The 19,592-nt window shown below is 67.0% G+C and carries 17 protein-coding genes; 6 read left to right on the forward strand and 11 right to left on the reverse strand.

Features of this window, described 5'->3' with window-relative positions; genetic code table 11:
- Window positions 1-19: 19 nt before the first annotated feature.
- From WQQ_RS23085 to WQQ_RS12930, 3 genes are read right to left on the reverse strand one after another with little or no spacing between them, the layout of a single operon-like run.
- Window positions 20-676, reverse strand: a complete 657-nt coding sequence (locus tag WQQ_RS23085; protein ID WP_007185642.1) for a hypothetical protein — start codon at window positions 674-676, stop codon at window positions 20-22.
- A gap of 54 nt (window positions 677-730) precedes the next feature.
- Window positions 731-1,828 carry a glycosyltransferase gene (locus tag WQQ_RS12925; RefSeq protein WP_007185643.1) on the reverse strand — a complete coding sequence of 366 codons (1,098 nt, stop codon included), beginning with the start codon at window positions 1,826-1,828 and terminating at the stop codon, window positions 731-733.
- Entirely contained in the window at window positions 1,825-2,862 is a 1,038-nt protein-coding gene (locus tag WQQ_RS12930) for a glycosyltransferase family 9 protein (protein WP_007185644.1), read from the reverse strand. Before WQQ_RS12930 ends, WQQ_RS12925 begins: the two co-directional genes overlap by 4 nt.
- Before the next feature lie 117 nt (window positions 2,863-2,979).
- Between WQQ_RS12930 and WQQ_RS12935 the strand changes: the two genes are divergently transcribed.
- Window positions 2,980-3,900, forward strand: coding sequence for a branched-chain amino acid transaminase (locus WQQ_RS12935; RefSeq protein ID WP_007185645.1), 921 nt, complete (start codon window positions 2,980-2,982; stop codon window positions 3,898-3,900).
- Window positions 3,901-3,987: 87 nt separating this feature from the next.
- Here WQQ_RS12935 and WQQ_RS12940 read toward each other — a convergent pair whose 3' ends face one another.
- The gene (locus WQQ_RS12940) at window positions 3,988-5,100 is read right to left on the reverse strand and encodes a glycosyltransferase family 4 protein (RefSeq protein ID WP_007185646.1); all 1,113 of its coding nucleotides are present in this window, start codon (window positions 5,098-5,100) and stop codon (window positions 3,988-3,990) included.
- A gap of 169 nt (window positions 5,101-5,269) precedes the next feature.
- Between WQQ_RS12940 and hldE the strand changes: the two genes are divergently transcribed.
- From hldE to eutC, 4 genes are all read left to right on the forward strand, one after another.
- Window positions 5,270-6,709, forward strand: coding sequence for a bifunctional D-glycero-beta-D-manno-heptose-7-phosphate kinase/D-glycero-beta-D-manno-heptose 1-phosphate adenylyltransferase HldE (gene hldE, locus WQQ_RS12945; RefSeq protein WP_007185647.1), 1,440 nt, complete (start codon window positions 5,270-5,272; stop codon window positions 6,707-6,709).
- 140 nt (window positions 6,710-6,849) lie between these two features.
- Entirely contained in the window at window positions 6,850-8,766 is a 1,917-nt protein-coding gene (locus tag WQQ_RS12950; protein ID WP_007185648.1) for an N-acyl-D-amino-acid deacylase family protein, read from the forward strand.
- 641 nt (window positions 8,767-9,407) lie between these two features.
- A complete protein-coding gene (locus tag WQQ_RS12955; protein ID WP_007185649.1) occupies window positions 9,408-10,802 on the forward strand; it encodes an ethanolamine ammonia-lyase subunit EutB in 1,395 nt (464 codons plus the stop codon).
- Window positions 10,799-11,599: an ethanolamine ammonia-lyase subunit EutC gene (eutC, locus tag WQQ_RS12960; protein ID WP_007185650.1), complete on the forward strand. Its 801-nt coding sequence runs from the start codon at window positions 10,799-10,801 to the stop codon at window positions 11,597-11,599. Before WQQ_RS12955 ends, eutC begins: the two co-directional genes overlap by 4 nt.
- On the opposite strand, the gene WQQ_RS12965 is transcribed toward eutC, so the two are convergent.
- On the reverse strand, window positions 11,587-13,764 hold the full coding sequence (locus WQQ_RS12965) for a TonB-dependent siderophore receptor (protein WP_007185651.1): 2,178 nt from the start codon (window positions 13,762-13,764) through the stop codon (window positions 11,587-11,589). The genes eutC and WQQ_RS12965 overlap by 13 nt on opposite strands.
- Before the next feature lie 202 nt (window positions 13,765-13,966).
- Here WQQ_RS12965 and WQQ_RS12970 point away from each other — a divergent pair, with 202 nt between their 5' ends.
- Complete coding sequence (locus WQQ_RS12970) at window positions 13,967-14,311, forward strand: hypothetical protein (protein WP_007185652.1); 345 nt, start codon at window positions 13,967-13,969, stop codon at window positions 14,309-14,311.
- A 78-nt stretch (window positions 14,312-14,389) separates the two neighbouring features.
- Here the strand turns inward: WQQ_RS12970 and WQQ_RS12975 are convergent, their stop codons facing one another.
- From WQQ_RS12975 to WQQ_RS13000, 6 genes are all read right to left on the reverse strand, one after another.
- Entirely contained in the window at window positions 14,390-16,342 is a 1,953-nt protein-coding gene (locus WQQ_RS12975) for a family 2A encapsulin nanocompartment cargo protein cysteine desulfurase (protein WP_007185653.1), read from the reverse strand.
- An 11-nt stretch (window positions 16,343-16,353) separates the two neighbouring features.
- Window positions 16,354-17,277 (reverse strand): family 2A encapsulin nanocompartment shell protein, encoded by a 924-nt coding sequence (locus WQQ_RS12980; protein WP_007185654.1) that lies wholly within the window; start codon window positions 17,275-17,277, stop codon window positions 16,354-16,356.
- A 79-nt stretch (window positions 17,278-17,356) separates the two neighbouring features.
- Entirely contained in the window at window positions 17,357-17,632 is a 276-nt protein-coding gene (locus tag WQQ_RS12985; protein ID WP_040454113.1) for a helix-turn-helix domain-containing protein, read from the reverse strand.
- Window positions 17,629-18,576, reverse strand: a complete 948-nt coding sequence (gene epsC / locus WQQ_RS12990; protein ID WP_007185656.1) for a serine O-acetyltransferase EpsC — start codon at window positions 18,574-18,576, stop codon at window positions 17,629-17,631. Before epsC ends, WQQ_RS12985 begins: the two co-directional genes overlap by 4 nt.
- An 87-nt stretch (window positions 18,577-18,663) precedes the next feature.
- Window positions 18,664-19,155: a rhodanese-like domain-containing protein gene (locus WQQ_RS12995; protein WP_007185657.1), complete on the reverse strand. Its 492-nt coding sequence runs from the start codon at window positions 19,153-19,155 to the stop codon at window positions 18,664-18,666.
- A gap of 147 nt (window positions 19,156-19,302) precedes the next feature.
- Window positions 19,303-19,590 carry an Rdx family protein gene (locus WQQ_RS13000; protein ID WP_007185658.1) on the reverse strand — a complete coding sequence of 96 codons (288 nt, stop codon included), beginning with the start codon at window positions 19,588-19,590 and terminating at the stop codon, window positions 19,303-19,305.
- Between the last annotated feature and the right edge of the window lie 2 nt (window positions 19,591-19,592).

Raw genomic sequence — 19,592 nt, forward strand, 5'->3', positions numbered from 1 at the left:
GCGCGTCCTGAGCCTGCGCTCAGGTGGCGAGCGCGTGCTGAGCCTGCATGCGCCGGTACTGCACGAGCGCGACGATGAACAGCAGCGGCAGCGACATTTCGACGCCCTCTTCGAGCGCGGCCACCACCAGTCCCCAGCTCTGCGGCAGGTGGTGGCCCGTGAGGTCCCGGGTGAAGGCCTCGGCCTTGTCGAGGCCCTTGGTCACCGTGGTGGTGACGAAGCCCAGCAGCGCGCTGCACATCCAGTCCTGTCGCAGAGCACCGTGGCGCATCGCGCGCAGACCGGCGAGCAGCACATCGATCAGCAGGGCCAGGATCGCGATCGCCAACGCGCCGACGAGCAGCTTCTGCGCGATCGGCGCGGGCGTCTTGAGGTAGTAGTGCGATTTGAAAATGCTCATGCCGGTGATGGCGGTGTGCAGATCGAGCTCGCGCGCGCAGCCGAGAAATCCGGCGATGCCGCAGCTGATCAGCCGGCGCGGTCCCCGCTTCGCGCTCAGCAGGCACAGCACGCCGAGCACCGCCCAGAGCACGGCGCTGAGCACTTCGAACGGGCCTTGTTCCGAGAACAGCCAGCGCATCTGCTGCCAGCTCAGCAGCCACGGCAGCGGAAGCAGCAGCAGGATGTAGGCGAACTCGGCGAGCAATACGCTGCGAAAGCGCAGGAAAATAGGCACGAGCGGGCCTCTGTTGTTATGTGTCGTGATGTGCTGCCAATGCGCCTGCAACCGCTATGGCGTGGCGCGGCGCTCGCGATAGACCGCCAGGTTTCCGTCGACCATCGTGTCGACCGAGAAGGCTTCGGCGATCAGCCGTGGGCCGCCATCGGCGAGGCGACGGCGCAACTCGGGTTGCGCGATCAGCTCATCGAGCGTCTCTTGCAGGTGCTGCGCATCGCCCGGCGGCACGAGCCGGCCGTTGAGGCCGTCGCGCACGGCCTCGGGCATGCCGCCCGCACGGCTCGCGATGATCGGCACGCCGGCCGCCGAGGCCTGCAGCAGCGAGACGCCGAGGCCTTCCATGAGCGCCGGATGCACGAGCAGATCGAGGCAGCCGACCCAGCGCGTCAGATCGCGCCGGAAGCCCGCGAAATGCACCGGCACCGCGAGCGAGCGCGATTCGGCTTCGAGCGCGGCGCGCAACGGGCCCTGGCCGAAGATCACGATCGCGAGCTTCTGCGTCGTGCGGCGGCGCGCGAGCGCTTCGAACAGCACGCGGTGGCCCTTGCGCTCGATCAGCTGTGCGACCACGCCGATGATGATCGCATCGGAATCGACGCCGAATTCGGCGCAGAAGGCTGCGCGCGATTCGGGCTGCGTCCACGGTGCGGCATCGACGGCCGAGCGCACCACGCGCACGCGCGCAGGCTCCACGCCTTCGGACAGCAGCACGTCGGCAATGCCCTGCGAAATGCAGATCACGCGATCGAACAGCTGGTACTTGAGACGCGCCAGCCACGGCGCTTCGGGGTTGTCGACGCGTCGCGACAGGATCGCGCGCACGCCGGCTTTGCGCGCCGCCAGACCGCCGAGCACGTCGGCGCCGCGGCGGCTGTGCAGATGCACCAGATCGGGCCGCTCGGCTCGCAGCACGCGCGCCAGGCGAAACACGAAGCCGATGTCCGCGTCGCCCGAGCAAGGCACTTCGATCACCTTCACGGCGCTGCCCGCGAAGTGCTGGCCGATCGCCGCGCCGGGCGGGCAGACCAGCACGTTGTCGACGCCGCGGTCGGCGAGCCCGGCCAGCAGATAGGCGACCTGCTGGGCGCCGCCGTAGAGATGCAGGCCGGTTTCGACGTGGACGATCTTCATGCGCTCAGTGCGGCTCATGCGCGGCTCAACAATTCACGCGCGGCCGCCGCGACGCGCAAGGGCGTGATGCCGCGCAGGCAGTCGAAGCGTCCGTTGCAGGTCGGGTGGCGCTTGCACGGCGCGCAGGGCAGGGCGTCGTAGATCACCTCGAGCGGCGACTCCGCGCCTTGAAGATACGGACAGGTGGAGCCGAACAGCGCGAGCGTCGGCCGGCGCACCGCGGTGCCGATGTGCGTGAGCCCGGTGTCGACGCCGATGACGAGCCCGGCCTGCGCGATCCAGGCCGGCAGGTCTGCGAGCCTGGTACGCCCGGCGAGATTCACCACCGGCACTGGGCTCGCGTCGACGATGCGCTGCGCCGCCTCGACGTCGGCCGGGCCGCCCAGGATCGCGCAGCGATGGCCGGCCTCGAACAGAAGCGATGCGAGCTCGGGCCAGTAATCCTCCATCCAGTGCTTCTGCGGCCGCGTCGTGAACGGGCACAGGGCGATGAAGCCCGCTTGCAGTCCGTGCCCGGCGAGCGCCTCGCGGGCCCGCTGCGCGGCCTCGTCGCGCACGATCAGCGTCGGCGGCGGCGCGGGCTCGCCCGTGATCGCCTCGGCCAGGAAGCGATACTCCGAGGCGATGTCGCGAATGTCCCCGCCCTTGGGCAGTACATGCTCGAGCACGAAGCCGAGCGGCTCCTTCGACGCAAAACCGATGCGCGTCGCCCCGGGCGCCAGCGCGGCGAGCAGCCGCGACTTGGCGAGCCCCTGCGCATCGATCACCCAATCGAAGCGGCGGGGCGCGAGTTCGCGGCGCAATCCCAGCCAGGCTCGGGGCGATCGGTAGATTTCTGCGGGAACAGCGATCACGTCGTCGATGCGCGGATCGCCGCTCAGGATCGAGGCGAAACCGGCCTGCGCGAGCCAGCCGATATGCGCCTGCGGCCAGCGCGCACGCAGCCCCGCGAGCAGGGACGTGGCGAACACGAGGTCACCGAGCGCGGAGAGCCGCACGATGAGAATGCGCGGCTGGCTGCCGCGACAGCTGAGCGTTTGGGCGAGGGCCAAAGCGGCGGGCGTCGTCGGGGGCGGGCGCCTATAATAGCCGCCGCTCGCAGGCCGACCTCGACAGATCAAGGGCCGCGGCATCCCGAACACCCCCACGAACACACAGGATTCCCGGTCATGAGCTTTTCCGATCGCGACGGCTACATCTGGTACGACGGCAAGATGGTGCCCTGGCGCGAAGCCACCACGCACACGCTGACCTACACGCTGCACTACGGCGCCGGCTGCTTCGAAGGCGTGCGCGCCTACGAGACCTCCAAGGGCACCGCGATCTTCCGTCTGAAGGAACACACGCGCCGCCTGTTCAACAGCGCCAAGATCATCGGCATGGCGATGCCCTTCAGCGAGGACGAGCTCAACGAGGCCCAGCTCGAAGTGCTGCGCGCGAACAAGCTCAAGGAGGCCTACCTGCGTCCGATGGTGTTCTACGGCAGCGAAGGCATGGGCCTGCGCGCCGCCGGCCTCAAGACCCACGTGATCGTCGCTGCCTGGACCTGGGGCAGCTACCTGGGTGCCGAGAACATGGAGCGCGGCATCCGCGTCAAGACCAGCTCGTTCCAGCGCCAGTACGTCAATGCGGCGGTCTGCCGCGCCAAGGCCAACGCCAACTACCTCAATTCGTCGATGGCCTTGAACGAGGTGCTCAAGGACGGCTACGACGAAGCGCTGATGCTCGATCCGGAAGGCTTCGTCGCCGAAGGCTCGGCCGAGAACATCTTCGTCGTCACCGACGGCGTCATCAGCACGCCGGACGTCACCTCGGCGCTCGACGGCATCACGCGCCGCACGGTCATGAAGCTCGCCGAGGACCTCGGCTACAAGGTGCGCGAGCGCCGCATCACGCGCGACGAGATCTACGTCGCCGACGAGGCCTTCTTCACCGGCACCGCGGCCGAAGTCACGCCGATCCGCGAGCTCGACAATCGCGCGATCGGCAGCGGCTCGCGCGGCCCGATCACGCAGAAGCTGCAGGCCACCTACCTCGCCCAGGTCAAGGGCCAGCGCGAGGAGTATCCGGAGTGGCTCAGCCACATCTGAGCGGCCTGCCGATGTAGAGAACGCCCCGTCCGCGATGGTGATGATCGCGGACGGGGCGTTTTCGTTTGCGCGCTCCGGAACGCTCGCTCAGGTCTGCAGCGGAGGCAGCGCCCGCGGCGGCTCGAGCTTCCGCCGGCGCGAGTCGATCGCCTCGCTGTAGACGGCCACGGTGCGCCGGATCATCGCCTCGTCGGTGAACTCGCGCTCGTAGCGCTCGCGCGCCGCGGCCCCGAGCCGCTCGCCGAGGCCGGGTTCGTCGCGCAGCCGGCGGATCGCGCTCGCCAGGCCGGCGACCGACTCGGGCTCGGCGAGCAGGCCGGTCACGCCGTCGACGATCATCTCGGCATTGCCGTCGACGGCGGTCGCGATCACCGGCTTGCCGACCGATGCGGCCTCGATCAGCGTGAGGCTGAAGCCTTCCTGGCGCGACGGCGCGAGCACGAAATCGAAGCTCGCCATCAGCGGACCGACGTCGTGGCGTTCGCCGAGAAAGCGCAGCCGGTGGGCCACGCCGAGGGATTCGGCGAGTTCGCGCACCTGCCGGCCCCAGCGCGTGCGATCGGGGCCGACGACGACGAGGAAGAAGTTGTGCAGGTCGGCATGCTCGGCCATCAGGCGGACGATCAGGTCGTGGCCTTTCTGCGACACCAGGCGCGAGACCATGCCGCCGATCAGCGCATCGGGCGGCAGGTCGAGTTCGGCGCGCAGCTCGGGCGCGTTGCCGATGCCCGGCAGCAGATCGACGACGCCGTTGTAGACCACGCGGATCTTGCGCTCCGCGCGCCCGTGTTCAACCAGCGTGCGGCGTACCGAATCGGAGACCGCGATGATGCGCCGGGCCGCGCCGAAGAAGCGCCAGGAGCGCGGCGAATGCGCGGTCGCGACCGCGGGCAGGCGGGCGATGAGCCCGGCCATCGCCGCGTAATGCGAGCCGCGCTGCGAATGCCCGTGCAGCAGGTCGGCGCCGAAGTCGCCCGCGTAGCGGGCCAGGCGCAGCATCGATGGCAGGTCCAGATAGCCGCGCATGCGCAGATCGAGCATCGGCAGCCCGAGCTCGGCGACCCGCCGGCCGAGCCAGCCCTTGGCCGGCCCCGCGTAAGCGACCTCGTGCCCGCGCGCGCGCAACCCCTGCATGAGCGCCATCGCATGGCGCTCGACACCGCCGACGGTGCGCGTGTGGATGACGAGGAGGATTTTCATGGGCGGACTATATGACGGGAGATGGGGAACGGGAGACGTAGAAGCGGCGGCTGTGGCGAAATCGCTTGGGTGGGACATCGGTAAGACTTTTTCCTTGCGTCTCCCGTCCCCGTCTCCCGTCTCCCGGTCTGTTGTACCCTCGCCAGCCCATGCCCGAGACGAGCTTTTCATGAGTCTGCTGCCGCGCTTCGCCAAGGCCCGCGTGCTCGTGGTCGGGGACGTGATGCTCGATCGCTACTGGACCGGCAGCACCTCGCGCATCTCACCCGAAGCGCCGGTGCCGGTGGTGCGCGTGAGCCGCGATCAGGCGCGTCCGGGCGGCGCGGCCAACGTGGCGCTCAACCTCGCGGCGCTGGGCGTGCAGACGCGCCTGCTCGGCGTGATCGGCGCGGACGAAGCCGGCGCGGTGCTGCGCGAACGCGTCGCCGAAGCCTCGATCGCCGCGCACTGGATCGAAGCGCCGACGCATCCCACCATCACCAAGCTGCGCGTGCTCTCGCGCAACCAGCAGGTGATCCGGCTCGACTTCGAAGAATCGTTCGCCGCGGGCGATGCCTTCGCGCGCGAAGACTTCTCCAGGGCTTTCGACGCGCTGCTGCCGCAGGTCGACGCGGTGCTGCTGTCCGATTACGGCAAGGGCACGCTGGCGCAGGTGCAGGCGCTGATCGAGGCTTGCCGGCGCGCCGGCAAGCCCGTCACGGTCGATCCCAAGGGCAGCGATTACGCGCGCTATCGCGGGGCCACGCTGCTGACGCCGAACGTGCCCGAGCTCGAAGCCGTGGTCGGCGCCTGTGCGGACGAGGCTACGTTGGTCGCCAAGGGCGAAGCGCTGCTGCACGAGTTGCAACTGCAGGCGCTGCTCGTCACGCGCAGCGAAAAGGGCATGACGTTGTTGCGCGTCGATGCGGCGCCGCTGCATCTGCCGACGCAGGCGCGCGAAGTGTTCGACGTGACCGGTGCGGGCGACACGGTGATCTCCACGCTCACGGCCGCGCTCGCGGCCGGCGCTGATCTCGAACGGGCGGTGACGTTGTCGAACGCCGCGGCCGGCATCACCGTCGGCAAGCTCGGCGCGGCCACGGTGTCGCCGGCCGAACTCGAAGCCACGCTCGATCCGCACCCGGTCGGCGACAGCGAGGCCGGCATGTTCGACGAGGACGCCTTGCTCGGCTGGATGGAACGCGCGCGCGCGCAAGGCCAGCGCGTGGTGATGACCAACGGCTGCTTCGATCTGTTGCACGTCGGCCATCTGCGCTATCTCGAACAGGCGCGCAAGCTCGGCGACCGGCTCATCGTCGCGGTCAACGACGACGATTCCGTGCGCCGACTCAAGGGTCCTGCGCGCCCGCTCAACACGGTGGCCGATCGCATGCGCCTGCTGGCCGGGCTCAAGTGCGTCGACGCGGTGGTGGCCTTCGGCGAAGACACGCCGGCGCGGCTGATCGGCCGCGTGCTGCCCGACATTCTCGTCAAGGGCGGCGATTACACGGTCGAGCAGGTGGCCGGCCACGAGGCCGTGGCCGCGGCCGGCGGCCGCACCGTGATCCTCGACTTCTACGACGGTTATTCGACGACCTCGACGATCGCCCGGGCGCAGAAGCCCGTCTGATCCGCGAGACTCCGGGCTCGCACAGCTGAACGGCGGGTCTTGGGAAGATTGACCTAGTCCGCGCAACAGAAGCGAAATTCCTACTTCACCGTCGATGGCGCCGCGTTTTAATGGACCAATCGTTTGGGTGGAGATGCAGCATGGATGGTAGCCACGCTCCCTGGAGCCTGCTGTTCAAGAACGCTTTGGTGTTCGACGGAACCGATGCCGCGCCGCGCGTGCAGGACGTCGCGGTGGCCGATGGGCGCATCGCCGCGATCGGCGCCGATCTGCCGGCCGCGCAGGCCACGCAAACCGTCGATGCGAGCGGCCGCTGGCTGATGCCCGGCCTGCTCGACATCCACACGCATTTCGATCTCGAAGTCGAACTCGAACCCGGCCTGCCCGAAGCCGTGCGCCACGGCACGACGACCGTCGTCGTCGCCAACTGCTCGCTGGGCCTGGCGTTCGGCGCACTGCGCCGCGACGGCGCCGATCCGATCGTCGACTGCTTCGCGCGCGTCGAGAACGTGCCCAAGACCGTGCTGAGCAAGGTGGCCGACATCGTCGACTGGAACGATTCGGCCGACTATCTCGCGCACTTCGATTGCAAGGCGCTCGGCCCCAACGTGGCGCCGATGATTCCGCATTCGATGCTGCGCATCGAGGTGATGGGCCTGCAGGCTTCGATCACGCGCGATCCGAGTTCGGCCGAGCTCGCGCGCATGGAAGCGCTCGTCGAGAAAGGCATGCGCGAGGGCTACATCGGTTTTTCCACCGACGCGCTGCCGTTTCACTACCTCGCCAACGAGCCGAACACGCGCAAGCAGATTCCGACGCAGTTCGCCGGCTACGGCGAGCTCAAGCGGCTCACCCACGTCGTGCGGCGCTGGGGCCGCGTCTGGCAGGCCACGCCGCCGAAGGACGACAAGCTCGCGATCATCCGCAACTTCCTGCTGACTTCGGGCCTGCTGTTCGGCCGCACGCTCAAGACCACCGCGGTCGCGGCGATGGAGTTCAACACCAATCGCTCGCTGCTGCCGATGGCGATGATGCTGTCGCGCATCCTGAACTCGAAGCTGCTGCGCGGACGCTTCCGCTTCCAGGCGCTCGCGGCTCCGTTCCAGACCTGGGCGGACGGCGTCATCACGCCGATCTCCGAAGAAATTCCGTGCCTGCGCGCGCTCAACGAATGCGATCTCGAAGATCGCGCCGCGCGGCTCGCGATCATGAACGATCCGGCCTGGGTCGCCGACTTCCGCCGCATGTGGAACCAGGGCAAGCGCGGCTTCAACCTCGCGCGCATCGCGCGCTGGCTGCGTCGCGAGAACAACGTGCTGTCGCGCGACCTGCGCGACATGCGCATCGATCGCGCGCCGATCGCGGAGTGGGCCGGCGAAACCCTGCAGGCGGTGCACGAGCGCCTGTTGAACTGGCAGCGCAACGGCCAGGGTGCGCGCAGCGAATCCGAGCGCGAGACCTTCGCCTCGTTTGCGCAGTCGCCCGACGATGCGGATTTCCTCATCCACCTGCTGCGCCGTTTCGACACCGAACTTCGCTGGACCACCATCACCGCGAACGCGGATGCGCGGACGATCAAGCGCCTGCTGTTCGAGCCGCTGCTGCTGCCGGGCTTCAACGACAGCGGCGCGCACCTGACCAACATGGCCTTCTACGACGGCAACCTGCGCATGCTCAAGATCGCGCAGGAAGACGGTGTGTCACGCGTGGCGACGGCCGTGCGGCGCCTGACGAGCGAGCCCGCGGAATTCTTCGGACTCGATGCGGGCCGGCTGGAAGTGGGCGCTGCCGCGGATATCGCGGTGGTCGATCCGCAGGCCTTGAAGCGCTGGAATCCGGAGCGCACGGTGGAATACGTCTGGCGCGAGTGCTTTGCGCATCATCAACTCGTGAACCGGCCTGATGGCGTGGTCGCGGCCGTGGTCGTGGGCGGCAAGCTGTTGTGGCGCGATGGGGCTTATCTGCCGGTGTTCGGTGTGGAGTCGGCGGGGCGGGTTTTGCGGCATCGCGAGCATGGGGTAGTGGGGTCTGCTGCTGCTGCTGCGTTGGCGGTTTGATCTGTTGTTGTTTTGCTTGCTCGCTTGCGGAGATGGTTTTTGATTGTTGGGGGGTGCTGTTGTTTCAGTTGTGAGCTGAGGGCTTTTGACCTCGCCGGTCGGGCCTTACTTTCTTTGCTCCTGCAAAGAAAGTAAGCAAAGAAAGCAGGCCCCGAAGTCCGCGCCCGTGGGGGGTGCTGTTGTTTCAGTTGTGAGCTGAGGGCTTTTGACCTCGCCGGTCGGGCCTTACTTTCTTTGCTCCTGCAAATCAGGGAACACACCTCGTAAATTGCACACTGCCCAAGAGCGCTCCCTCACCCGGCGCTGACGCGCCACCCTCTCCCGCTCGCGGGAGAGGGGACAGCATGGACCCGCTGGGTTTCGCTTTTGCTGTTTGCTTTTGACTTACCCGGGTTCCCTTGTGACGCACCGAGCAGCGGAGCGCGCGCAGGGGACTTTCGCGCAGCGAAAGTGCGTCACCAGGGTGTGCGCTCGATGCGGACTTTCTTTGCACAAGCAAAGAAAGTACGGCCCGACCGGCGAGGTCAAAACCCTCAGTGCTCAGCTGCTGCCCCGGCGCAAAGCCCATAACGCACGGTTCATACTCCCAACAGCAAAATCTCGACACACCGCCCTGGTCCAATCATTGCTGGAGTGCCGGCATGTCCTACGCCCACACCATCGGCGTCCGCAGCTACCGCTTCGATAGCTTGCGCGAACTCATGGCCAAGGCCACGCCGTTGCGTTCGGGCGACTTGCTCGCCGGTATCGCGGCCGCGACTGCCGAGGAGCGCATGGCGGCCAAGCTCGCGCTTGCGCAGGTTCCGCTCCAGCGCTTCGTCGAAGAAGCGTTGATCGCCTACGAGACCGACGATGTCACGCGCCTGATCGTCGACACGCACGACACCAAGGCCTTCGCCGCAATCGCGAGCCTGAGCGTCGGTGAGTTCCGCGATTGGCTGCTGTCCGATGCGACCGACGGCGCTACGCTGCAAGCACTGGCGCCGGGCCTCACGCCCGAGATGGTCGCGGCGGTCTCCAAGCTCATGCGCAACCAGGACCTGGTGCTCGCGGCGCGCAAATGCAGCGTGGTGACGCGCTTTCGCAACACCATCGGCTTGCCACGACGGCTCGCGGTCCGCTTGCAGCCGAATCATCCGACCGACGATCCGCAAGGCATCGCCGCTTCGATCCTCGACGGCCTGTTGTACGGCTGCGGCGATGCGGTGATCGGCATCAATCCGGTGTCGGACGAACCCGTCAAGCTCGCGGCGCTCTGGCGCCTGCTCGACGAACTCATCGCACGCTTCGAGATTCCAACGCAGTCCTGCGTGCTCACGCATGTGACGAGGCAAATCGAGGCGATCGAAGCCGGCGTGCCGATCGATCTGGTGTTCCAGTCGATCGCCGGCACGCAGGCGGCGAACAAGAGCTTCGGCATCACGCTCGCGATGCTGCAGGAAGCCTACGACGCCGCGCGTTCGCTCAAGCGCGGAACCGTCGGCGGGAACCTCATGTACTTCGAGACCGGGCAGGGCAGCGCGCTGTCGGCCGATGCGCATCACGGTGTCGATCAGCAGACCTGCGAGGCGCGCGCCTACGCGGTTGCGCGGCAATACCGGCCGCTGCTCGTGAATACCGTGGTCGGCTTCATCGGCCCCGAATATCTCTACGACGGCAAGCAGATCATTCGCGCCGCACTCGAAGATCATTTCTGCGGCAAGCTGCTCGGGCTGCCGATGGGTGTCGACGTCTGCTACACCAATCACGCCGAAGCCGACCAGGACGACATGGACAACCTGTTGCTGCTGCTCGGTGCGGCCGGTGTGAACTACGTGATGGGCGTTCCGGGTGCGGACGACATCATGCTCAATTACCAGAGCACCAGTTTTCACGATGCCTTGTACGTGCGCGAAGCCCTGGGCTTGAAGCACGCGCCCGAGTTCGAAGCCTGGCTTGAGAAGATGCAGATCATCGACGAGCGGGGGCGGCTGCGCGATGCGCGCCAGACCAGGGCGTTCACCGCGCTGAGTGCGTTCGCAGCGGTGGCCTCATGAGCGACGAGCCCGACCTCGTTCGCGGCCGCAGCGAGCCGGCGCTCGATCCCTGGAGCGAGCTGCGCCGTCACACCGCCGCGCGCATCGCGATCGGTCGCAGCGGCAGCAGCCTGCCGACGCGCGAGGTGCTCGCCTTCGGCCTCGCCCATGCGCAGGCGCGTGACGCGGTGCATCTGCCGCTCGAGGTGCCGGCCTTGCGTAGCGAACTCGAGCATGCGGGCTGGCGCGTGATCGAGGTCAGGAGCCGGGCCGATGATCGTGCGGCTTATCTCGCGCGCCCCGATTGGGGCCGTCGCCTGCACGCGCAATCGCTCGCAGAGCTTGCCGAAGTGGAGCGCGAAGCCGACATCGTCTTCGTGATCGGCGATGGCCTGTCTTCGATCGCGGTGCAGCGCCATGCGGCTGCGCTGCTCGCGCAATTGAAACCGCTGCTCGAAGGCTTTTCGGTCGCCCCGATCGTCATCGCGACGCAGGCGCGCGTGGCGCTCGCCGACGAAGTCGGCGAATACATCGAAGCGAAACTCGCGGTCAGCCTGATCGGCGAGCGCCCCGGGCTGTCGTCACCCGACAGCCTCGGGGCCTACGTCACCTACGCGCCGAAAGTCGGCACCACCGACGAGGCGCGCAACTGCATCTCCAACATCCGGCCCGAGGGCTTTTCGATCGCCGCGGCGGCGCAGCTCATCGCGGCGCACATTCGCGCGAGCTTGCGCGCGCGGCTGTCGGGCGTCGCGCTGCGCTTCGATCCGTCGCGCGCGCTCGGCGAGGGCGCGCGAGCGCCGGATCAGAAGCTGTAGCTCAGGCTCGCCGCGACGCTCGCGGGCTGGCCGAAGTACAGGTTTCCGTACTCGTCGATCACGTAGTACTTCTTGTCGAACAGGTTGTCGGCGTTGAGCTGCGCGGTGATCCTCGGCGTGATTTCGTAGCGCGCCATGAGGCTCGCGAGCGCGACGCCCTTCTGCGACACCGGCTCCAGCTCAAAGCTCGGGTTGGACACGGGAACCTCGTTCTTCGAGCGCCAGTTCACGCCGCCACCGACCGTGAGCTTATTCCAGTCGCCCGGCAGCGTGTACGTGGTGAACGTGCGGAGCGTCGTGCGTGGAACGTAGCGGCGAATGCCGTTGCCGTTGCCATCTTCCAGCTTGAAGTAGGACCAGCCGGCGCTGAGGTTCCAGTGCCGTGCGAGTTCACCGGAGACTTCGAGCTCGAAGCCGCGCGAGCGCGTGCCGTCGACCGACGCGTAGATCGGCAGGTTCAGGTTGCCGTCGATGTATTCGCCGGTCGGGTTGGCCACATTGTCCTGGCGCGTATCGAACAAGGTCAGCGAGGTGTTGAACTTGCCGTCGAAGTGCGAACCCTTGATGCCGACTTCGGTGCTGTAGCCGTCGAGCGGCTCGATGATGCGCTTGTCGGCCAGGAAATAATTCTGCGGATTGAAGATCTTCGTGTAGCTCGCGAAAGCCGACCACTGCGGCAAAAAGTCGTAGATCAGGCCCGCGTACGGCGTGAGCTTGTCGTGATTCTGCAAGAAGGGCTCCGGGCCGCTGTAGATGTAGAAGTAGTCGCTCTTCCACTGGCTCAGGCGCGCGCCCGCGATGAGCTTGAGCGGATCGGCCAGCGAGAGGCGCAGCGCGGTGTATGCGGCGCTCTGGCGGCCGCGCACGCGCATCGCGTAGTCGGCATTGGGCGAATACGTCGGCTCCGGATACGAGCCGTCCCAGTCGAAGAAGTTGCCGGTGCCTTCCAGTTCGCCCACCACCTGGTGCTCGTAGGCGTCCTGGTGTCGCAAGGCGCCCATGGCGCCGACGACGAGCTCGTGCCGGCGTCCGAACAGCTGGAACGGCCCGCTCGCGTAGACGTCGATCGCGTTCTGCCGGCCGTGATCGTCGCTGCGATACGCGTAGGGCTCCAGGCCCAGGCCACTGTCGCGATCGGGAGCGCCGGAGAGATAGAACAGGTTCGAGTCGCCATCGATCTGGCGGCGCGAAACGCTCGAGCGCAGCGACCAGCCGTTGGCGAATTCGTGATGGAGCTCGGCGAAGGCCGTCTGCGTCTTGTTGTTCCAGAACGACCAGTCGGCCGCGGTGGTGACCGAGCGTGACCAATCGGTGCGCGTGCCGTCGCTGAAGAACAAGGGGAACGAGCCCCAGGTGTTTCCTTGAGGCAAGGTCTTCTGAAAATCGTAGCCGAGGCTCAGGCGCGTCTGCGATGTGAGATCCGCATCGACCACGCCGTAGAAAACCTGTTTCTCGTTCTCGTACAGATCCTGATACGACTCGCGATTCTGGTAGACCGCGACGACGCGGGCTCGCACGCTGCCGTCCTGGTTCAACGGCGTGCTGATGTCGCCGACACTGCGGAAGTTGTTCCAGGAGCCGTAGCTCAGCAACAGCGAGCCTTCGGGTTGCTGCGCATCCGCATGCTTGCGCACGAGGTTGATCGCGGCCGACGGGTTGCCGGCGCCGGACAGCAGCCCCGTGGCGCCGCGCACGATCTCGATGCGCTCGTAGAGCGCGGTGTCGAGCGTCGGGTCGGCGGAGCCGGCGTTGAGTCCCACCGGCATCGGCACGCCGTCGTTGAGGAGGTTGTCGATCACGAAACCGCGCGCGGTGAACACCACGCGCTCGGTGTCGTAGGCGTACGAGTAGACGCCCGGCGTGTTGTCGAGCACGTCGCGCAGCGATTGCAGGTTCTGGTCCTGGATGCGCTGCTCGGTGAACACCGTGAGCGACTGCGGCGTGTCGCGCAGGCTCAGGGGCAGGCGCGTCGACGACGCCGTCACTTCGACGGTATAGGGAGACGGATTTTCGGTCGATTCGGTGACCGTGACGGCGTCGAGCGTGACGGCAGGCGACTCGGTGTCCTGCTGGGCTAATGAGGCGACGGACCAGCACAGCGGAAGCAGAACAGCGACACGCGAAGACGATGCGCGTAAGCGCGCGCGGCGATAGGCAGCGGACATGCGGAATCCTTGTTCGGTGGCGTAGGGGCTGCCTGCCGGACAAGCGATCGATGTCGGTGGGTGGCGCGCATTCTAATCGCTCGCCGGCAGCACATGCCATCGCTGCGCGGTTTCAGCTTGTACGGCCGTGTCGGAACCTTTCAGGACAGGCTCATCGCGGGCGCCGACACTGCAGGCTCCGCACGCAAGACAGGAGTCCGTCATGCCCAGAGGAGACAAGTCCACCTACACGGCCGAGCAAAAGCGCAAGGCCGAGAAGATCGAGAAGAGCTACGAGAAGCGCGGAACGCCCAAGAAGGAAGCGGCCGCCCGTGCCTGGGCCACTGTCAACAAGCAGAGCGGCGGTGGCGAAAAGAGCGGCTCGGGCCGCAAGGTCGCCAAGACCGCGAAGAAGGCCGCGCGCAAGGATTCGGCGCGCCGGGCCGCCGCGACGCGCAAGGGGCGTTCGCCGAACAAGGGGGCGGTATCGAAGCGCTCCGGCAGCAGCACGCGTCGACGCAGCACGACCAAGACGGCGGCTCAACGCAGCCGTGCGAAGTCGAAATAGCCCAACGGCGCAGCAAAGAAAATCGCCGGCGTATGAGCGCCGGCGATGATTTGTGCTGCTTTCGACGACTGACGAGGTTTAGCGCCGCTTGCCCTTGAGCTTGCGAAGCACCGCGATCATCGCGTCGATCTCATCGAAGGTGTTGTAGAACGCCACGCTCGGACGCACCGTGGTTTCCTGGCCGAAACGGCGCAGGATCGGTTGCGCGCAGTGATGGCCCGTACGCACGGCGATGCCTTCCTCGCTGAGCGCCTGACCGACTTCGTGCGTGGTGTAGCCGTCGAGCACGAAGCTCATCACGCTGGTCTTGTCCGCCGCCGTTCCGATCAGGCAAAGCCCCGGAATCGTGCAGAGCTGTTCCTGGCCGTATTCCAGCAGCTCATGCTCGTAGCGCGCGATGTTCTCGATGCCGATGCGATCGACGTAATCGAGTGCCGCACCCAGTCCCACCGCATCCGCGATATTGCCCGTGCCGGCTTCGAAGCGCGTCGGCGCGCCGTGATAGACCGTCTTGTCGAAGCTCACGTCGGCGATCATGTTGCCGCCGCCCTGATACGGCGGCATGTGCTCGAGAATGTCGCGCTTGCCGTAGACCGCGCCGATGCCGGTCGGGCCGAAAATCTTGTGGCCCGAGAACACGAAGAAATCCGCATCGAGCTGCTGCACGTCGATGCGCAGATGCGAGACCGATTGCGCGCCGTCGATGACGACCTTGGCGCCGTAGCGATGCGCGATGTCGATGATCTGCTTGACCGGAACGACGGTGCCGAGCGCGTTCGAAACCTGCGTCACCGAGACGATCCTGGTGCGATCGGACAGCAGCTTCTGGAACTCGTCGAGCCGCACCTGGCCGGTGTCGTCGACCGGAATCACGCGCAGCTTCGCGCCCTTTTCGGCGCACAGCATCTGCCAGGGCACGATGTTGGCGTGATGCTCCAGGTGCGAGATCACGATCTCGTCGCCTTCGCGCACGTTCTGCTTGCCGTAGGTCTGGGCGATCAGGTTGATGCCTTCGGTGGTGCCGCGCACGAAGATGATTTCTTCGGGCTGCGATGCCCCGATGAACCTGGCGATCTTCTTGCGCGCGCCTTCGTAGGCATCGGTCGCGCGAGCGGCGAGTTCGTGCGCGGCGCGGTGGATGTTCGAGTTCTCGTTCTCGTAGAAGTACGAGAGCCGCTCGATCACCGCGCGAGGCTTCTGCGTCGTCGCCGCGTTATCGAACCAGACCAGCTGATTCTTTCCGCCGTTGACGCGCGTGGCGAGGATCGGGAAATCGCGGCGGATCGCATTCACGTCGAACGCGCCGCGGCCCTGCGGAACCGCTGGCGGCGGGTTCGCGCGCGGCGTGCTCAGATCGGTGAAGTAATAGCTCGGAGCGGACGGCAGCGCTGTGGCGGCCGAACCGTTTTTCGGATTCGAGATCGCAGCGCCCGGCAGGCCCGGAGCGGGCAGTGAAGCTGCGGCGGGTACCTGCGCGGATTGCGGCGGGACGCCCGGCAGCGCGAACGCCGAGAGCTGCGACAGATCGAGCGCCGGCGCAGCGGCGGAGCTCGTATCGCCGATGAAGTAGTAGGGACTGCTCGGCGGATTCTTCACCGAGGCCGGCGCGGTCTCGGCCACTGCAGCGGGCGCCTCGGGCACGCCGGCCAGCGGGCCGCCGCCACGCGAATGCATCGGCAACACCGTGCTTTGCACACCGGGCAGGTCGGCCGACACCGCCTGCGTCGGCAGGATGCGCGGCGTCAGCAGCACCGGAGGCGCCGCGAACTCAGCGGCAGCCTGTGGCGTGGCCTTGAACGGCGGGGTTGCCGGCAGCGAAGTCGCATACGGCACCGGCGGCAGATGCGACAGCGGCGACACGCCACCGCCCGGCAAGCTGCCGGGCGGGGCGAGCTGCACCGGTCGCGTCGGCGCGGTGGGCGCCTGCTGCGCGGCGCCCGGCGGCGTCTGGAACAGCTCCGACGCGAGCAGGCTCAGCGTCGCGTCGTCGGGCAAGCCGGCGCGGCCGTCGAAGTCCTGATCCGAGGCCATGACCCGATCCTTCACTTATACGTATCGGGATAGTCGTGGTACTTGCCGATCTCGACGTCTTCGAGCACGGCGAGCGCGTCGGGCGTGAGCACCGCGAGCGAGCAGTACAGCGAGACCAGGTACGAGGCGACCGCGTGATCGTCGATGCCCATGAAGCGCACCGACAGGCCCGGCGTCTGCTCGCCGGCGAGGCCCGGCTGGAACAGGCCGACCACGCCCTGACGCTTTTCGCCGACGCGCAGCAGGATGATCTTGGACTTGCCGTCGTCGATCGGCAGCTTGTTCGACGGAATCAGCGGCACGCCGCGCCAGGTGATGAACTGCGAGCCGAACAGGCTCACGGTCGGCGGCGGAACGCCGCGGCGCGTGCACTCGCGGCCGAACGCGGCGATCGCGAGCGGATGCGCGAGGAAGAACGCCGGCTCCTTCCAGACCTTGGTCAGCAGCTCGTCCATGTCGTCCGGCGTCGGCGCGCCGGTGAGCGGGTAGACGCGCTGCTCTTCGGCGACCTGCGCGAGCAGGCCGTATTCCGGGTTGTTGATGAGCTCGCTTTCCTGGCGCTCCTTGATCGTTTCGATGATCAGGCGCAGCTGCTCCTTGATCTGGTCGTAGGGGCTCGAATACAGGTCGGCGACGCGCGTCGCGATGTTGAGCTTGGTCGCGACCTGCTTGAGCACGTATTCCGGCGGATGCGGGTCGTAGTCGACGAAGGAATTCGGCAGCTCGCCCTGCTCGGTCACCGAGCAGGCGGTGCGGATGTCGGCCGGGTTGCGCACCTGGTTGACGCGATACACGCCCGCTTCGACCGGCGTCCACTGCAACAGGTGGGTGAGCCAGCGCGGCGTGATGATCGGCAGTTGCGCCGGGGTCTTGGTGGTATTGGCGAGTTTGCGAGCGCTGGCATCGCCAAGCGTCTGCGGGACTGAATCGACCATCGCGACTCCAATCGGGGAAAGTTGAATGGATCAGGCACTGCGGGAATAAGGTAAGAATGCGCAGTGCTAAGCCGATGGTCTACGGACTATCGCCCGCAAGCGGTAAGCCGGAATTCTGCGTGGGGTCGGGCGGGCTGCGCAGCTCGCAGCGGCCGATCAGTTCCGATGGCGAGAGCCGCAAGGCGGTGGCGAGCTTTTCGAGCGTCAGCAGCGTGGGGCTCACGCGACCGCGCTCGATTTCACCGACGTAGCTGCGATCGAGGCCCGCGGTTTCGGCGAGCCTTTCCTGTGACCAGCCTTGTGCGATACGGGCCTCGCGCACGATGGGCCCCAGCCGCTGATGCACGGGTTTCATGCGGAGTGGCCGTCGGTCGGACCGCGATTGGCGTGCTGCGACTGGGCCTGCGTGATCTGGCTGTTGGGCGGCACCGAGCGCGTGAGCCAGACATTGCCGCCGATGCTCGACCCCCTGCCGATGACGATGCGCCCGAGCACGGTCGCGCCGGCGTAGATGACGACATCGTCTTCGACCACCGGATGGCGCGGCTGGCCCTTGGCGAGCGAGCCGTCTTCGCCGACTTCGAAGCGCTTGGCGCCGAGCGTGACGGCCTGGTAGAGCCGCACGTGATTGCCGATCTCGGCGGTCTCGCCGATGACCACGCCGGTACCGTGGTCGATGAAGCAATAGCGGCCGATGCGAGCGCCCGGATGAATGTCGATGCCGGTTTCCGAATGCGCGAGCTCGGCGATGATGCGCGCGATCAGCGGCAGGCCGAGCTGATAAAGCCGATGCGCGAGGCGGTGATGGATCAGCGCATGCACGCCCGGATAGCAGAGCAGTACTTCGTCGACGCTGCGCGCGGCCGGATCGCCCTGGAACGCGGCTTCGACGTCGGTGTCGAGCAGCGCGCGCAGCTCCGGCAGGCTGTGCGCGAACGCGCTGATGCGTGCTTGCGCGAGCCTGCGCGCCTCGTCCGCGGTGGCGTGGCTCGCGAGCTCCAGCCGTGCTTCCTCGACGAGCCCGGTCAAGGCGCGGTCGAGCGCATGACCGACGTAGAAGTCTTCGCCGCCGCGCTGCAAATCCGTCGGCCCGAGGCGCAGCGGGAACAGCGCGCCGCGCAGCAAGCCCAGCAGGTCGCGCACGCGATCGGGCGACGGGAACTCGCGGTCGCCCTTGTCGCGATCACGATGGCGACGGTGCCGCCATTGCTCGCGTGCGGCCTTGAGGTCCTGGACGATTGCGGTCAGGTCCCAATGCGGGACGGGCTCGGATTCCGGGTTGGAGTCGGGAAGGCTCACGTGGCGATCGATTCCGTTGCTTTAGTCATGCACCACGGCAAGCCGTGACTCATTCAATCTTGTTTTACACACGGCAAGCCATGACCACTAATCCTGTTTCCATGGCAAGCCATGGAAACGCCATCCGTTGTCATGGCCGCGCTGCTGCTGCGCATCGAGATCGCCTTCGAAGCCCTCGAGCACGTTGGCGATGCGGCTGAAGCCGGCCTTGATCGCGGCTTCGACGGCCTGCGCCGACCGCTTGCCGCTGCGGCAGATCAGCAGCGTGGGCCTATCCTTGCCGCCGAGCTTGGCTTCGAGTTCGCGCGCAAAGCGCGGGTTGCGCGTGAGCGCGGTGCCGGTCGCCCACGGAACGTGCACGCTGTCCGGGACATGGCCGACGAACTTGCGCTCTTCGCTCGTGCGCACGTCGACGAGCGTGACCTGGCCGCTGCGGACGAGCGCCCAGGCACTGGTGGGGGCCAGCCCGCCGCCATGCGGCAGCTCGAGTGCCTCGAACCGGTCTTCGTCACGGGCCGACACGGAAGGCTCCGGGGCGGAAATTCCTGCCAGCGGGGCGCGCGCTGCATGAAACGACATGAGGTGCTCCTGGCGTTGGACGCCTCGAAGAAGGCTCGGACGAGCCCTGAGAGCAGCCAATCTAGGCGCTGATCACCCAATGCAAAAGGAATATCTTCAAATACCGTAATCGTATTCGGTTATAAAAAGGCCGCGCGGCAAGGGGCGTCAACTTTTGCGGTCGCTGTGGCCCAGATCGCGCTCGGGCGCGATGCGATCGCGGATGCGCTGCTTGAGCTCCGGCAGCTCGATGAAACCGCCGTCGCGCTTGCGGTCGTGGACGGTGTCGCCGTCCACCGAAACGCGAAACACGCCGCCGCTGCCGGGCCTCAGGGCGACTTCGCCGAGCTCGTCGGCGAAGGTCGTCAGCAGCTCCTGCGCGGTCCAGCCGGCGCGCAGCAGCCAGCGGCACTGCATGCAGAACTCGATCTCGATGCGCGGCTTGGCGGCGTTCACGC

Source organism: Hydrocarboniphaga effusa AP103 (assembly GCF_000271305.1).
GTDB classification, from domain to species: Bacteria; Pseudomonadota; Gammaproteobacteria; order Nevskiales; family Nevskiaceae; genus Hydrocarboniphaga; species Hydrocarboniphaga effusa.